The organism is Pantoea sp. LMR881, assembly GCF_027157825.1.
In the GTDB taxonomy this organism is placed as follows: domain Bacteria; phylum Pseudomonadota; class Gammaproteobacteria; order Enterobacterales; family Enterobacteriaceae; genus Pantoea; species Pantoea haifensis.
On record NZ_JAPVOK010000002.1, the window covers coordinates 795,561 to 808,707 of the forward strand.

Here is a 13,147-nt window from a genome sequence, read left to right on the forward strand (position 1 = left end):
ATCTCGTTGCAGGAGTCTCGCACGTTATCATACCTGGCGCGGTCTGCCGTAAAATTACCGTTTATCCTAAATGCGCAAAAAGGGTATCGCGGGATGACTTCAGCCACATTTTTCTTCATTATCGCCTTGTCTGATACCCGCTAACAGCAGGAAAACCCTATGCTTCCTCGTTCGATTCGTCTTATCTCCCCTTCCGGCTATTGCCATAATCAGACTGCCGCTCAACGCGCCGTTCATTATTTGCGAGAGGCGGGACATCAGATTGAAAATGAGAAGGTTATCACGCGACGTTTTCAGCGTTTCGCCGGAACCGATGCCGAGCGGCTTGCGGATATTAACCAGTTAGCGCAACTTTCTGTGTTACCGGATATTGTGCTGGCGGTACGCGGCGGTTATGGTGCCAGTCGTTTACTGGAGTCGATTGATTATATTGGCTTGCAGCGCCGCCTGCTTAATCAGCCGATCGCGTTATGCGGACACAGCGATTTTACGGTGATTCAGCTCGCGCTGCTCGCGCAGGTCGGCTTAACCAGCTTCAGCGCCCCGATGTTAGCGGGAAATTTTGGTGCCGAGGTTTTATCTGAATTTACCCTGCATCACTTCTGGCACGCCTTAACATCGCCTACAGTCAATGTAGCGTGGCAAAGCGCGACGCCGGATCAGGGTGAATGGCAAGGCACGTTGTGGGGAGGAAACCTCGCCATGATCTGCTCGTTAATCGGTACGCCCTGGATGCCACAGTTTGAAAATGGCATTTTGGTGATCGAAGATGTGAATGAACACCCGTTTCGCATTGAGCGTATGCTGCTTCAACTGCAGCAAAGCGGCATTTTAGCGCGGCAGCGCGCTATTATTACCGGCAGCTTCACCAGCACGGCGCTGTCTGAGTATGACAACGGCTTTGATTTCACTACCGTCTGGCAACGCTTGCGTGATACCTGCTCACTGCCGGTCATCAGCGATTTAGCCTTCGGCCACGCACCTGATACCGTGACATTACCGCTGGGCGTCAGTGCGCGCTTACAGGTGATACAGGGTCAGGCGCAGTTACACGCAACCGGGCATCCCGTTTTGCGCTAAACCTGTAGTCTGGAGATCGACATTGAAGCCGCTGTATGACGATTTGTGGATCTCAACGCCGGAATTTCCGGTGGAAGATGCCGTTAATGATTTAATGATGCATGGATTCATGCTGCGTCATCCGCGTGGCAATCTGCTGATTGGCCGGGTCGAGAATCCGCTTGATCACGAAGTATTAGCTGATGCTGGCGGCGTGATCCGCCACTATCTGACACACTGGCATGAGTCGGCGCCCGGTTCAGCGGTGATCCAGCAACGGTTTAACAGTGCGCTCTATTGCCACAACCGTTCGCTCGGGCTGATCAGTCGTTATGTTGAACCTGATGACACCTTTAGCCAGCAGGAAATTCATTTTGGTGATTTTCATCTGCTGCCGACGCCGGGCCATACGCCTGGGAGCTGTAGCTTTCTCTATCATTCCCCGTTAGGTCTGACTTATCTGTTCGTCGGCGATACCCTGACGCGCGCGCACAATCAGTGGATTACGGTTTTAGTACCGGACAGTAATCTGGCGGATTTAAAGCAATCGCTGGAATTTTACCGCACGCTCCGCCCCGATGTGGTGTTGATGGGTACTACGCGCGGTCATCTGCCCTGGAAAAAAGTGACGTTACAAAGCTGGCTGGCCGCGATTGATGAAGGAGAACAAAACCCACTGGATCTGCGTCAGCAGCCGCTGTTTTGATTACAACGCTTTACTTAAATAGTGTCGCTGATGATGACGAGGATAGTGATCGAGGCTGAAGCGCAGCGTATAGCCTAATTTCTCATAGAAGGGTCGCGCCTGGAAACTGGCGGTATCAACCTGCGCATACAGGCAGCCTCGCTGACGGGCTTCCTGTTCTGCTGCCTGTATCAACTGGCTTCCCACCCCTGTCCGCGTAGTGCATCACTGACCCATAACATATCAATGCGCAGCCAGTTACCGGTAGTGGAACCGGTCAACCCAGCCAGCTTTTTCCCCTGCGCATTGCTGACAAAAACACCGATCGCTTTAATTTCATCAATATTAATGAACCGGCTGTTAAAGGCATTCAGACCCAAACGAATTTCATCTAAATCGTGATGCGTCACGCTGTCAGTAATGTTCAGTTGCATAAAGGCTCCGGTTAAGAGTTAGGATGCTGGCTGTCGTCATAGCGTTCCAGACTTAAAACATCAACTTCACGCTTGTTGGTGCGGCGACAAGGCAGCAGTTTATCGCTGTCACGATAGACAAAAAAGATTTCCTGGCTGCTTTTATTCACAATCAGTTGATCGCCATTGCGAAAGCGTGTGATAGCCACTTTGTCACCCTCATCAAGACGGGCACGCTGTTGACCTGAAGCGATCTGGAAGTGCCCTTCTGGCCACATCACGGTGCTGAGACCATAGTTGGCGCGCGAAACAGTCATGACAGGTCGTCCGGGACAGTTAATCTGAAACTCGCTTTCGCTCCAGGCTGGTGCGATCTGGCAGGCCAACAGGCCTGCGGCAATCATTGCTGCCTTCATTCGGTTCTCCGCTGAACTATTTTGATTTTATTAGCTATTTTTTCAGCTTAGCATAATCGGGAAGAGAAAAAAGGCCGCTGGCCCGCCGGGAGCGGGCCGATGTGTTGCGGTTAGTTACCCACCGAAGAGATATCTTTGATTTGATCACGGTTGATCTGCTGCTCGTGACCATAAATATCTTTATACGTAATCAGGCCTGTATCTTCATCCACCTGCGGTTTACCCTCAACAACCAGCGTATGGCCATCTCTGGTGTGCAGAATATGATCGTTAGTGCAACCCGCCAGCAGTAAACCACTGGTGAGCAAACTCATTAGTATCAGCATTTTTTTCATCATGGTCTCCTGAATTAACCCTGTTTCCAGGTTTAGCACAGGCGGCAGCGTTTGAGACCAGGAAAAAGTGTAATACCCAGGCCAGACTGGAAAGAGCTGAGAGAGAGGAAAAGTCGCACCGCGTCACACGATGCTGACCCATAATGCTTTATTCTGCTGCAACTTCAGCTGCCACTAACATCAATGCTAATCCCGCATTTTCGTTATCAAACTTCTGCATCACTTCGCGAATAACGTCGGCACACATCAGGACCTGCTGCTTTTTATCAACGTCCAGCTTCTCAATAGCGTGACGAATAATCATTAGACTGGCTTCTTCTTCTTTCATCATTTATCCCTGGTTTTGCTTAAGTGGTGCGCAAAGATGGCAAGAATACCGTTTATCTGCTACCAAAGTCACCCTTTTGCATTTCTATCGCTTAACTATTGAACAAAATGCAAATGGGAACCTGAGCTAAAACTGCTATGATCAAGGCATAAGTGGCGCAATATGACAGATTTAGTGCCATGCGTTTCCCCGGGGACTGAAGCAGGAACAGGAATATGTTGCGACTCGCCATTCTTACACTTATTGCCCTTCTCACCGGCTGTTCATCTGGGCCGAAAGGGATAGACTGCCCCGGAGCAGTTGCAACAATTTATGGTCAGCCCATGGGCCAAACCAATGGCGTCATTTTTGACTTGGTGACATCCTTTACTGTCAGTAAAGATGATGTGACTGTGCAAAGTGGGACATTGCGATCGCTTGATCGTTTCAGATATGTGCCCTCTGCCGTTACGCGCGAAGGGTATTACGCGCAGCGCCTCTCAAATAAACAGTTCCGCCTTATCAATCCTTATCAGGATACGCAAATTACCTGGACGTGCCCTTAAAGGGTGAATCCTGCCAGCAGATCGTTTATTGTCAGGAAATGTCGGATTGCCGGTTTTTAATTTATGGAAAAGCGTCTGGATAATAACGGTTATATTGATTTTCCCTTTCCCGCCACGCGTAACGCCAATGGTTCCGTTAATCCCTGCGGCATCGATCTTACGCTGGAAACCGATCGCATTGAGGAAATAGCCGTTATCAAACACTCGGTGAATTTGCGTCGTCTGCTCGAAGAGGTGAATTTACAGGATGGCCTGTTTATGACGCTGGCCTGTGACTGGCAACAGAGAAGTGATGCTGTCTGCGGTTTTATCGATATCGCTTTTCGCCCCGACCTGATTCATCACACCCGCGAAGAGGCCCTAAAGCTTGAACGGGCCTTTGATGCATACCTGACTGAGCAAGAAGCGCAGCACAACATGACCGCTGGCTCACTGGTCAATTACGCCCGCTCAGTGCTGGACTGGTGTTGGTCGCCGCTGCGCCAGCGCCAGCGTGAATATGAAAAAATCACTATTCAGTTTTATTGCCAGCAGGCAGAAGATGCCGAATGGTGTTTCGATCATTTACGTCATTTTCTGGTGAGCTGGTATCCCACCGCTGAACATTTACCTACGCCATGAAATCCTGTCTGCCCCTACGGGTAGTGCATTAACACAGAGGATTTCAGGCGTATCGTCATACAATCTCAGTATAACAACTCAGGGTTTAACCAGGCGAATCGCATGCTCCAGCATACGTTGCTCATCACGTTCACTGTGTGCACGGTGCTGACGGGTACGTTTCAACAGATCGAAGATTTCATTGCGTCTGGTTTCATGACCCGATTCCGCCAGCATAATAACGGCATCGCCAATAACCCGACACACTTCGTCATAATCGTCTTCACTCAACACATCACGTTTCATGATCACCCCCTTTTCTCTGTCGATAAGCTGTTCCGACAAGGGTAGACAGGAAAAGCTTAGCCTGCAAAGTTGTCATCATTAACAGCCAGAAATGATTTTTACCGATTCATTTACTCTGTTTCGCCGCAGATTCAGCCACGTTTGCTACGCTTTGAAGGTGTCATTAAAACCAAGGAGATAAAGATGTCAGGAAAAATTGAAGATGCAGTAAAAGAAGCAGCGGGTGCAGCACAAGAACAATGGGGTGAAGCGACGCATTCACCTAAGCATCAGGCAAAAGGTGCGGCACGCCGCTACACTAATCAGGCCAGCTATGCGGCACGCGATGCAGCAGATTGCATTAAAGACCAGGTACAGTCGAATCCTTTTGCCGGACTGGCTGTCGCCGCAGGTGTCGGTGTATTCATCGGCTTTCTGCTGGGACGTAAGTAATTTTTCCCAACGGAGGCTTCGGCTTCCGTTTTGTTTTGTCCTCTCTGAGCCGCCTGCTCTGCTTTAAAGTGGCGTTTCGCATTGTCCGCTCCAGCCATAACGCCAGTTTTAAGAAAAACCCCATGAAAAATAAGCTCTTTTTACAGAAGGGATCGCTTTCCTTGTCTATGCTTACACTCTTGCAGGTTTAGAAACGCTTTTATTAACGTTCAAAAAGGGGATCACATGAAGAGAGTTTCCGCATTGCTTCTGGTTGTAGCGTCACTCACGGCGCTGGCCGGTTGCTCACATCGCAGCAGCGCAGTAAAGAAGATGGTCGTCCGCACGCACCAAGCGGCCAGGCCGTGCCGGGCGGCACGCTCGGCGCAGGCCCGGTTGGACAACCGCAGTCATAATAAAAAACCGGCCTGAGTGCCGGTTTTTTATTGCTTATCTAACGGCTGATGATAAACGCCCCAATCACCAGCACAACAAACATTATGCCGAAGGTTATAAAGCCATGCTTCGCAGTGCGGGACATGCCCACGAACACTGACACGACCAAAAACAGCAGCGTCAACGCCCCCGCCATCACCCAAAAAGATATTGCTGATTTGCCATGGTTAATTCCCTCCGCACCGGCATAAACGCTTGTGGTGGCAGATTGTATATCATTATCAATGCGCTTGATAATGCGCTGGCAAGTGCGTCTTCCCTGCCTTTAACGCTCCGGCTTGCAGCTTCGAACCATTCCATATGGCATAACAGAAAATGACTCGAAATCTGTTAACCCACTGAATTTAATGTTTTTTTAACTAAAAATTCCAGCAACACAACAGCAAAGTGCAACCAAAAAAACAATAAATAGCTGTGGTTAATTTTTGTTGAGAGAAACGAAAGCGTTACTTCAATATTTGACACATAGTCGTAGATTGGCTAGCGTGCCTGGCATTAAGTGCGGAAAGGACGCGCCTTGCCTCAAAGGGATGAACAATGCGCACTCACGCTATGAAAACCGCCGTTCTGAAAAAATCCACACCGCGATCGCAAAGCTGACCCTTACGCCAGCAGGACTTGAACTTGTACTGAATAAGATGCACGACACCGGTGCTCGACTTTAAAAAGACATGGAAATGAAAATATTCATTATTAATCTAAAGAACTCCACGGAAAGACGCGCCAAAATGGAGCAGCAACTCAGGCTCTTAGGTCTCGATTACGTGTTTACAGAAGCCGTAGAAGGCAACAAATTATCCAGTGATGAAAAAACAAACGCCACGAGCACGTTAAATTATGCTTTTCTTGACGGTGAAATTGGCTGTGCATTAAGTCATCAGGCCATTTATGCAAAAATGATCGCCGACAACATTGAGCAGGCGCTTATTTTAGAAGACGATGTCACACTGCCTGAAAATCTTAAAAACATTCTCGACAGCATCACTTTCCCGTCAGCTTCAGCGGCGATTATCTTATTGAGTCGGGTCAATAAATATTACAGCAAACCATTACATGAGGTTACTGCGGGCTATTGCCTCCATAAGACACAGCAGGCAACAACAGCACACAGTTATATCATCAATAAAAAGGTGTAGCGTCATTACTGGCAGGATTAACCCCCATATGGATGACGGCGGACAAATGGAGTTTGTTCGAAGATTTATCCATGATTAATGTCTATGCTGTAATCCCGCACCTTATAACACTTTCCAATAGTGCTAATGCCTCAACGATAAACATGAAAAAAGGCGATGCTCATATCAACAAAAAGAAAAAGGAAATTTGGGATGTACTTATGAAGAAACGCCCCCTGAAAGCTAAGATTAAGCACAGAATACGTCGTGGATTCATCCCGTTATTTACTCAGATAACAGACCACGGCAAAGGGATTTGACTCCAAACGGGCTTAAGTAAGCACGGCAATATCAGTCTGTAAGCTTAATAAATGCGTTGATAACAGTAATCGCACTGTCTGAATCCGTGTTTGCAGTTGTTTCTGCCACAGAATATGAAGGTGCTCCTGTGGCTGTATTTTGAATATCTGCATCTGATTTGGCGGCAGAGCCACACGCACGGTCATCGCCGTCTGAACAGCCTGTTTGGTAGCCAGTTTTGGGGAAGGATTTTGCAGAAGTTTTGCAGAAAAAGGATTTGAGGCTTTAAGAATTCACGGTAGCAGGTGCTACCGTGAAATTTGATGACGAAAACAAATTACATGTTTTCGATAATCGCCTCGCCAAACTCTGAGCATTTCAGCAGTTTAGCGCCATCCATCAGACGTTCGAAGTCATAGGTCACGGTTTTGTTGGCGATAGCGCCTTCCATACCTTTAACGATCAGGTCGGCGGCTTCAAACCATTCCATGTGACGCAGCATCATTTCTGCAGACAGAATAACGGAACCTGGGTTCACTTTATCCTGACCTGCATATTTCGGTGCAGTACCGTGCGTTGCTTCGAACAGTGCACATTCGTCACCGATGTTTGCGCCCGGTGCGATACCAATACCGCCAACCTGCGCCGCCAGGGCGTCAGAAATGTAGTCACCGTTCAGGTTCATACAGGCGATAACGTCATATTCAGCCGGACGCAGCAGGATTTGCTGCAGGAACGCATCGGCGATCACATCTTTAACAATGATCTCTTTACCCGTATTGGGGTTTTTAAACTTCATCCATGGGCCACCATCGATCAGCTCGCCGCCGAATTCGTCTTTCACCAGCTGGTAGCCCCAGTCTTTGAAAGAACCTTCGGTGAACTTCATGATGTTGCCTTTGTGGACCAGCGTCAGTGAGTCACGATCGTTCGTGATGGTATATTCCACTGCTGCGCGAACCAGGCGCTTCGTGCCCTCTTCCGAGCATGGCTTAACGCCAATACCGCACTGTTCCGGGAAGCGAATTTTCTTCACGCCCATCTCTTCGCGCAGGAATTTGATCACTTTATCTGCTTCAGCAGAGCCTGCTTTCCATTCGATACCGGCATAGATATCTTCGGAGTTTTCGCGGAAGATGACCATATCAGTCTCTTCGGGGCGCTTAACCGGGCTTGGTGTGCCTTTGTAGTAACGCACCGGACGCAGACAAACATACAGGTCGAGTTCCTGACGCAGCGCAACGTTCAGAGAGCGAATACCGCCGCCAACCGGGGTCGTCAGGGGACCTTTGATGGCAACGCGATAGTCTTTGATTAAATCGAGGGTTTCTTGCGGCAGCCAGACATCCTGACCGTAAAGTTCAACGGATTTCTCACCGGTGTAAATCTCCATCCAGGAGATTTTTCGCTCGCCGTTGTAGGCTTTCTTCACAGCGGCATCAACCACTTTCAGCATCACAGGTGATACGTCAACACCGATACCATCGCCTTCAATGTAAGGAATGATCGGGTTATTCGGGACCACCAGTTTTCCCTGATCCAGGGTGATTTTTTGACCTTCCGCCGGAACAACTACTTTGCTTTCCATTAACCTCTCCTTCGAGCGATTTTTTGTTAATGATTTGTAAGATGCGCGTCAATACTACTTGAATATTTCCGCCACGCCAATCACCGCAATTTCGCGTTATAATGCGCCGTTTGTTTCTGACTGCAAAGCTTATGCGAAAAACTTCTCACCGAATTCACCGGGATAAACGATTCAGCCATCCGCTACGTGCGGCACGGCGCACTTCTTCACGGCCAGATGCGCCGCGGCGCGTCATACTTTTTAACAAACCCTTTGATGTTCTGCCGCAGTTTACCGACGAAGCGGGACGTCGCACGCTGAAAAACTTCATTAGCGTCAGCGATGTCTATGCTGCCGGACGACTCGATCGCGACAGTGAAGGCCTGATGGTGCTGACCAATGATGGCGCCTTGCAGGCGGCACTGACGCAGCCCGGCAAGCGCACCGGAAAGGTTTATTATGTGCAGGTTGAAGGCGAGCCGCAGGAGCAGGATCTGCAACCATTGCGAGATGGCGTTAATCTGAAAGATGGCTTAACCCTGCCAGCTGGCATCGAAAAAGTCACTGAACCGCTTTGGCTGTGGGCACGCCAGCCGCCGATTCGTGAACGAAAAAACAGCCCAACTCAGTGGTTAAAAATCACTTTATATGAGGGGCGAAACCGTCAGGTTCGCCGTATGACCGCCCATATTGGTTTTCCAACGTTGCGTTTGATTCGCTATTCGATGGGTCCTCACACGTTAGATAATCTTGCGCCAGGCGCGTGGCGTGACATTACTGATTTGATCTAAAACCCTGCGGTTTTTTATAACGTCAGGTTAACAATTGCGGAGAATCGATGTTTAAACCTCATGTCACTGTTGCCTGCCTGGTACAGGCTGAAGGCGAACTGTTAGTGGTTGAAGAGCAAATCAATGGCCGTGCGACCTGGAATCAGCCCGCCGGTCATCTGGAGGCGGATGAAACCCTCCTGGCGGCGGCACAGCGTGAATTATTCGAGGAAACCGGCATCGCCTCGTCAATGGACTATTTTCTTGGCGTTCAGCAGTGGATAGCACCCGACAATACACCTTTTGTGCGTTTTCTTTTTGGACTCGATCTGGCTGAAAAGCAGGTAACGACCCCGCAGGACAGCGACATCGATTGCTGCTGGTGGCTGCCGCCAGCCCAGATTCTGGCTGCGGATAACCTGCGATCGCCGCTGGTGGCAGAAAGTGTTCGCCTGTGGCAGCAGGGCGCGCGCTACCCTTTGCATCTTATCAACCCGTACAACTGGCCGATTCACGAGGGTGCGCGCCACACCGACGCATGATAGAATACGCCGCCTGTTTTAATGTTATGCGAGCATGTGATGTCTGAGACTATCCAGAGCAACAGCCAGAAAAAAGTGATCGTCGGTATGTCCGGCGGCGTCGATTCTTCCGTTTCCGCCTGGTTGCTGCAACAGCAAGGCTATCAGGTTGAAGGCCTGTTTATGAAAAACTGGGAGGAAGACGACGGCGAGGAGTATTGTACCGCTGCGGACGATCTGGCGGATGCGCAAGCCGTTTGCGATAAGCTCGGCATCAGGCTGCATAAAGTCAACTTTGCTGCCGAATACTGGGATAACGTCTTTGAGCATTTTCTCGAAGAGTATAAAGCGGGCCGCACGCCGAACCCCGATATCCTCTGCAATAAAGAGATTAAATTCAAAGCGTTCCTTGAATTCGCAGCAGAGGATCTGGGCGCGGATCTCATTGCGACCGGACATTATGTGCGTCGTCAGGATGTTGACGGCCAAAGCCGCCTGCTGCGTGGCCTGGATGGCAACAAAGACCAAAGCTATTTTCTTTATACGCTTAGCCACCAGCAGATTGCTCAAAGCCTGTTTCCGGTGGGTGAACTGGAGAAACCGGAAGTCCGTCGTATTGCCGAGCAGCTCGATCTGATTACGGCGAAAAAGAAAGACTCTACCGGCATCTGCTTTATTGGTGAGCGCAAATTCCGTGATTTCCTGGCACGTTATCTGCCTGCGCAACCCGGTGAAATCGAGACCGTTGACGGCCAGGTTGTCGGTGAGCATCAGGGTCTGATGTACCACACGCTGGGTCAGCGTAAAGGTCTGGGGATTGGCGGCATGAAAGAGAGCAAAGACGATCCCTGGTATGTGGTGGATAAAGACGTTGCGCGTAACCGCCTGATTGTTGCGCAAGGCAGCGACCATCCGCGCCTGATGTCGGTCGGCCTGATTGCCCAGCAATTACACTGGGTAAGCCGCCAGCCAGTAACCGCGCCACTGCGCTGTAGCGTGAAAACCCGCTATCGCCAGACCGATATTCCTTGCGAAATTATTCCGCACGGCGATGATCGCATTGAAGTGCGTTTCGACGAGCCTGTTGCAGCGGTCACACCAGGCCAGTCCGCGGTGTTTTATCTTGGCGACGTCTGCCTCGGCGGCGGTATTATTGAAGAACGCCTGCCGTGGGTTGCCGCGTAACGTCGACCTTAACAACGCGTACACAGGAGTAACCGTGGCTAAGAATTATCAAGAAATCACGCTCGCGCTGGCCGGTATTTGCCAGGCCGCACATCTGGTTCAGCAGCTTGCGCATCAGGGGCAATGTCCGCCTGAGCCGCTCAGTGTATCGCTGCGCAGTGTACTGGATCTCAATCCCGCATCAACATTAGCAGTGTTTGGTAACGACGAAGCTAATTTGCGTCTGGGTCTGGAAACGCTGATAGCGGTGCTCAACAGCAGCAGCCGTCAGGGCGCAGGCGCTGAATTAACGCGTTATACCCTGAGCATGATGGTGCTGGAGCGCAAGCTGAGCGCCAACAAGCAAGCAATGGCCACGCTGGCGCAGCGCATTAGTCAACTGGACCGTCAGCTGGCGCACTACGAGCTGGAGTCCGATACCATTGTCAGCGCAATGGCAGGTATCTATGTCGATGTGATTAGTCCGCTCGGGCCACGTATTCAGGTAACCGGCTCGCCATCGGTACTGCAAAATTCGCAATTGCAAAGTAAAGTCCGCGCCACGCTGCTGGCGGGTATTCGCGCTGCTGTACTCTGGCAACAGGTTGGTGGTGGCCGTTTGCAGTTAATGTTCTCTCGCCAGCGCCTGTTGCGCGAGGCAAAAAACTTATTATCCCGGCTGCCACTGACTTACTAAGTCAGGGCGGCATTTTTGTTTAATGATTCAGGAGTTGCACTGATGGAATTATCCTCTCTGACCGCCGTCTCACCTGTCGATGGTCGTTACGGCGATAAAGTCAGCCCGCTGCGTGCGATTTTCAGCGAATATGGTTTGCTGAAATTCCGCGTTGAGGTTGAAGTACGCTGGTTACAAAAACTGGCTGATACCGCAGAGATCAAGGAAGTTCCTGCATTTGACGCCGACGCAAACGCTTTCCTCGATGCTATTGTGGCTAATTTCAACGAATCTGACGCTGCACGCATCAAAACCATCGAGCGTACCACCAACCACGACGTTAAAGCGGTTGAGTATTTCCTGAAAGAAAAAGTGGCTGATGTCCCGGCACTGCATGCCGTATCTGAGTTCATTCACTTTGCCTGCACTTCTGAAGATATCAATAACCTGTCGCACGCATTGATGCTGGAAACGGCACGTCGCGAGGTGATTCTGCCTTACTGGCAGCAGTTGATCGATGCCGTCAAAGGCCTGGCGCAGGAGTACCGTGACATTCCGCTGCTGTCACGCACCCACGGTCAACCGGCCACGCCCTCCACTATGGGTAAAGAGATGGCTAACGTCGCTTACCGTATGGAGCGCCAGTTACGTCAGTTAGGCCACATTGAGGTGCTGGGCAAAATCAACGGCGCAGTAGGTAACTATAACGCGCACATTGCGGCTTATCCGGAAGTAGACTGGCATCAGCTGAGCGAGACCTTTGTGACCTCACTGGGTATTACCTGGAACCCGTATACCACGCAGATTGAGCCGCACGACTATATCGCAGAGATGTTTGACTGCATCGCCCGTTTTAACACCATCCTGATCGATTTTGATCGTGATATCTGGGGCTATGTGGCGCTGAATCATTTCAAACAAAAAACCATCGCGGGTGAAATTGGTTCTTCAACCATGCCACATAAAGTTAACCCGATTGACTTCGAAAACTCCGAAGGAAACCTGGGTCTGGCGAACGCGGTGATGCAACATCTGGCAAGCAAACTGCCGGTTTCACGCTGGCAGCGTGATTTGACCGACTCAACTGTGCTGCGCAACCTTGGCGTAGGGGTAGGTTATGCGCTGATTGCTTACCAGGCGACGCTGAAAGGCATTTCCAAGCTGGAAGTAAACCGTGAGCGCCTGCTCGACGAGTTAGATCATAACTGGGAAGTACTGGCTGAGCCGATTCAAACCGTGATGCGCCGTTACGGCATTGAAAAGCCCTACGAGAAACTGAAAGAGTTAACCCGTGGCAAGCGCGTTGATGCCGCAGGCATGCAAACCTTTATCGACAGCCTGGCGCTGCCGGAAGAGGAAAAAGCGCGCCTGAAGCAAATGACCCCGGCAAACTACCTGGGTCGCGCCACTCAGATGGTGGATGACCTGAAGTAACTCCTCTTTGCAGGCCGGTTGACGCCGGTCTGCGTTAACCTGCTGT

Annotated in this window: 17 protein-coding genes and 1 pseudogene; 12 read left to right on the top strand and 6 right to left on the bottom strand. The window is 50.4% G+C overall.

Going from position 1 to position 13,147, the window contains the following annotated elements; translation table 11 throughout:
- Nucleotides 1–159 precede the first annotated feature (159 nt).
- Both ldcA and O3W44_RS05545 read left to right on the top strand, forming a co-directional pair.
- Nucleotides 160–1,080 carry a muramoyltetrapeptide carboxypeptidase gene (ldcA, locus tag O3W44_RS05540; protein WP_269292289.1) on the top strand — a complete coding sequence of 307 codons (921 nt, stop codon included), beginning with the start codon at nucleotides 160–162 and terminating at the stop codon, nucleotides 1,078–1,080.
- 22 nt (nucleotides 1,081–1,102) lie between these two features.
- Nucleotides 1,103–1,765, top strand: a complete 663-nt coding sequence (locus O3W44_RS05545) for an MBL fold metallo-hydrolase (RefSeq protein WP_269292290.1) — start codon at nucleotides 1,103–1,105, stop codon at nucleotides 1,763–1,765.
- Here the strand turns inward: O3W44_RS05545 and O3W44_RS05550 are convergent.
- From O3W44_RS05550 to O3W44_RS05565, 4 genes and pseudogenes are all read right to left on the bottom strand, one after another.
- Nucleotides 1,766–2,178: pseudogene (locus O3W44_RS05550) on the bottom strand (GNAT family N-acetyltransferase).
- Between the two features lie 11 nt (nucleotides 2,179–2,189).
- The gene (locus O3W44_RS05555; RefSeq protein WP_269292291.1) at nucleotides 2,190–2,573 is read right to left on the bottom strand and encodes a hypothetical protein; all 384 of its coding nucleotides are present in this window, start codon (nucleotides 2,571–2,573) and stop codon (nucleotides 2,190–2,192) included.
- Nucleotides 2,574–2,683: 110 nt separating this feature from the next.
- Entirely contained in the window at nucleotides 2,684–2,911 is a 228-nt protein-coding gene (locus O3W44_RS05560) for a YgdI/YgdR family lipoprotein (protein WP_269292292.1), read from the bottom strand.
- Nucleotides 2,912–3,056: 145 nt separating this feature from the next.
- The gene (locus tag O3W44_RS05565; protein WP_269294368.1) at nucleotides 3,057–3,236 is read right to left on the bottom strand and encodes a hypothetical protein; all 180 of its coding nucleotides are present in this window, start codon (nucleotides 3,234–3,236) and stop codon (nucleotides 3,057–3,059) included.
- Between the two features lie 215 nt (nucleotides 3,237–3,451).
- On the opposite strand from O3W44_RS05565, the gene O3W44_RS05570 reads away from it, so the two are divergent.
- Nucleotides 3,452–3,781 carry a hypothetical protein gene (locus tag O3W44_RS05570; protein ID WP_269292293.1) on the top strand — a complete coding sequence of 110 codons (330 nt, stop codon included), beginning with the start codon at nucleotides 3,452–3,454 and terminating at the stop codon, nucleotides 3,779–3,781.
- A gap of 63 nt (nucleotides 3,782–3,844) precedes the next feature.
- The gene (locus O3W44_RS05575; RefSeq protein ID WP_269292294.1) at nucleotides 3,845–4,402 is read left to right on the top strand and encodes a hypothetical protein; all 558 of its coding nucleotides are present in this window, start codon (nucleotides 3,845–3,847) and stop codon (nucleotides 4,400–4,402) included.
- A 78-nt stretch (nucleotides 4,403–4,480) separates the two neighbouring features.
- Here the strand turns inward: O3W44_RS05575 and O3W44_RS05580 are convergent, their stop codons facing one another.
- Nucleotides 4,481–4,687 carry a DUF2767 family protein gene (locus tag O3W44_RS05580; RefSeq protein WP_269292295.1) on the bottom strand — a complete coding sequence of 69 codons (207 nt, stop codon included), beginning with the start codon at nucleotides 4,685–4,687 and terminating at the stop codon, nucleotides 4,481–4,483.
- Nucleotides 4,688–4,870: 183 nt separating this feature from the next.
- Between O3W44_RS05580 and O3W44_RS05585 the strand changes: the two genes are divergently transcribed.
- The 3 genes from O3W44_RS05585 to O3W44_RS05595 all read left to right on the top strand — a co-directional run bounded on the left by O3W44_RS05585 (nucleotide 4,871) and on the right by O3W44_RS05595 (nucleotide 6,989).
- Complete coding sequence (locus O3W44_RS05585) at nucleotides 4,871–5,119, top strand: DUF883 family protein (protein ID WP_269292297.1); 249 nt, start codon at nucleotides 4,871–4,873, stop codon at nucleotides 5,117–5,119.
- Between the two features lie 1,112 nt (nucleotides 5,120–6,231).
- Nucleotides 6,232–6,690, top strand: coding sequence for a glycosyltransferase family 25 protein (locus O3W44_RS05590; RefSeq protein ID WP_269292298.1), 459 nt, complete (start codon nucleotides 6,232–6,234; stop codon nucleotides 6,688–6,690).
- Nucleotides 6,691–6,722: 32 nt separating this feature from the next.
- A complete protein-coding gene (locus tag O3W44_RS05595; RefSeq protein WP_269292299.1) occupies nucleotides 6,723–6,989 on the top strand; it encodes a hypothetical protein in 267 nt (88 codons plus the stop codon).
- A 317-nt stretch (nucleotides 6,990–7,306) separates the two neighbouring features.
- Here the strand turns inward: O3W44_RS05595 and icd are convergent, their stop codons facing one another.
- Nucleotides 7,307–8,557 carry an NADP-dependent isocitrate dehydrogenase gene (gene icd / locus O3W44_RS05600; RefSeq protein WP_269292300.1) on the bottom strand — a complete coding sequence of 417 codons (1,251 nt, stop codon included), beginning with the start codon at nucleotides 8,555–8,557 and terminating at the stop codon, nucleotides 7,307–7,309.
- Between the two features lie 110 nt (nucleotides 8,558–8,667).
- Between icd and rluE the strand changes: the two genes are divergently transcribed.
- From rluE to purB, 5 genes are read left to right on the top strand one after another with little or no spacing between them, the layout of a single operon-like run.
- The gene (gene rluE / locus O3W44_RS05605) at nucleotides 8,668–9,327 is read left to right on the top strand and encodes a 23S rRNA pseudouridine(2457) synthase RluE (protein WP_269294369.1); all 660 of its coding nucleotides are present in this window, start codon (nucleotides 8,668–8,670) and stop codon (nucleotides 9,325–9,327) included.
- Nucleotides 9,328–9,374: 47 nt separating this feature from the next.
- On the top strand, nucleotides 9,375–9,848 hold the full coding sequence (locus O3W44_RS05610; RefSeq protein WP_269292301.1) for an NUDIX domain-containing protein: 474 nt from the start codon (nucleotides 9,375–9,377) through the stop codon (nucleotides 9,846–9,848).
- A gap of 39 nt (nucleotides 9,849–9,887) precedes the next feature.
- On the top strand, nucleotides 9,888–11,012 hold the full coding sequence (gene mnmA / locus O3W44_RS05615; protein ID WP_269292302.1) for a tRNA 2-thiouridine(34) synthase MnmA: 1,125 nt from the start codon (nucleotides 9,888–9,890) through the stop codon (nucleotides 11,010–11,012).
- A 34-nt stretch (nucleotides 11,013–11,046) separates the two neighbouring features.
- Nucleotides 11,047–11,688 (top strand): high frequency lysogenization protein HflD, encoded by a 642-nt coding sequence (hflD, locus tag O3W44_RS05620; protein WP_269292303.1) that lies wholly within the window; start codon nucleotides 11,047–11,049, stop codon nucleotides 11,686–11,688.
- A 42-nt stretch (nucleotides 11,689–11,730) separates the two neighbouring features.
- Nucleotides 11,731–13,101, top strand: coding sequence for an adenylosuccinate lyase (purB, locus tag O3W44_RS05625; protein WP_269292304.1), 1,371 nt, complete (start codon nucleotides 11,731–11,733; stop codon nucleotides 13,099–13,101).
- Nucleotides 13,102–13,147 lie beyond the last annotated feature (46 nt).